The organism is Halobacterium bonnevillei (genome assembly GCF_009831555.1).
Lineage (GTDB): Archaea > Halobacteriota > Halobacteria > Halobacteriales > Halobacteriaceae > Halobacterium > Halobacterium bonnevillei.
On record NZ_WUUU01000331.1, the window covers coordinates 1 to 1,392 of the forward strand.

Here is a 1,392-nt window from a genome sequence, read left to right on the forward strand (position 1 = left end):
GTTCCCGTTGTCGGCGGCGTGTTCGCCGCCGTGACGACGCGCCTGCACGACCGCGTCGACGACTGGCGGCCGGGCCGGGCATCACCGCACTCGGCGCGATACACGGCCTGCTGCCGTGTCCGCTCCTCTACCCGGCGTTCCTGTACGCGTTCGCGACCGGGTCGGCGCTCGACGGCGGCCTCGCGCTCGCCGCGCTCGGCCTCGGGACGTTCCCCTCGCTGTTCGCGTACGGCACCGTTCTCGGGTCCGTGGACGCGGGGGTCCGGCGCCGCCTCCACCGCGGCCTCGGGGTCGCGTTCCTCGTCGCCGGCACGATTCCGCTCGCGAAGGGATTGCGGGCGTTCGGCTACGACGTCCCCCACGTCCCGCTCCCGATGCCGCCGATTCCAGTGTGATACCATGACCTGCACGCTCTGCGACCTGCCGACGCCAGACCCCCCAGTGAGCGACGGCGACGTCGAGGGGACGTACTGCTGTCAGGGATGTCTGGCGGTCGCTCGGACCCTGGACGAACCCGCGAACACCGACGCGGAGGTCGCCGCCGACGCGCTGGACCGCGGCGACGACCCGGACGACGCGGACGGCGAGACGGCGTTCCTGTCCGTGTCCGGGATGCACTGCGCGACCTGCGAGGCGTTCGTGGAGGACCGCGCGACGAGCCACGACGGCGTCCGGGCCGCCGCCGCGAGCTACCCGACCGAGACGGTGAAACTCACCTACGACCCCGCGGTCGTCGAGCGCGAGGACATCCCAGGCGTCGTCGAGGGGCTGGGGTACTCGGCGGTCGACCGCGACGCCGCCGACGGCAGCGAGGACGAGGAGTCGGTCGGCCGCCTGCTCGTCGGCGGGTTCTTCGGGATGCTCGTGATGCTGTGGTACGTCCTGTTCCTCTACCCCGTCTACCTCGGCGTCTCGCCCGACGCGCTGCTCGTGGACCTCACGGGGTCGGCGGGCGCGTACCTGTTCGGGAACGTCTGGCTGGCCGCCAGCGTCGTCCTCGGCTACACCGGCTACCCGCTGTTCCGGGGCGCGTACGTCAGCCTGCGCGCCGGCCGCCCGAACATGGACTTGCTGGTCGCGGTCGCGCCGGCGCCGCGTACGCCTACAGCACGCTCGTCGCGCTCTCGGGCGGCACGGACGTCTACTTCGACGTCGCCGTGGTCATCGTGCTCGCGGTGACCGTCGGCGACTACTACGAGGGCCGCGTGAAGCGAGCGGCGACCGGCCGCCTCGCGGACCTGACCACGGACCGCGTCGAGAACGCCGTGCGGCGCACCGGCGACGGCACGGAGACGGTTCCGGTGGCCGACCTCCAGGCGGGCGACGAGGTGGTCGTCACGCCCGGCGAGCGCGTGCCCGTCGACGGCCCCGTCGTCGAGGGCGCCGCGGTCC

3 protein-coding genes are annotated in these 1,392 nt (G+C 73.3%); all 3 read left to right on the forward strand.

The window, feature by feature from the left end:
- Positions 1 to 395 (forward strand): sulfite exporter TauE/SafE family protein (locus tag GRX66_RS19015; protein ID WP_233745713.1); only part of this gene is annotated, 395 nt, incomplete at its 5' end.
- 4 nt (positions 396 to 399) lie between these two features.
- The gene (locus GRX66_RS19020; protein WP_233745716.1) at positions 400 to 1,179 is read left to right on the forward strand and encodes a cation transporter; all 780 of its coding nucleotides are present in this window, start codon (positions 400 to 402) and stop codon (positions 1,177 to 1,179) included.
- The coding region (locus GRX66_RS20235) for a P-type ATPase (protein ID WP_449271483.1) at positions 1,158 to 1,392 on the forward strand (235 nt) is incomplete at its 3' end. The genes GRX66_RS19020 and GRX66_RS20235, both read left to right, overlap by 22 nt.

Coding starts and splice junctions, on each gene's coding strand:
- GRX66_RS19020 (WP_233745716.1), top strand. CDS start 400: ATGACCTGCACGCTCTGCGACCTGCCGACGCCAGACCCCCCAGTGAGC.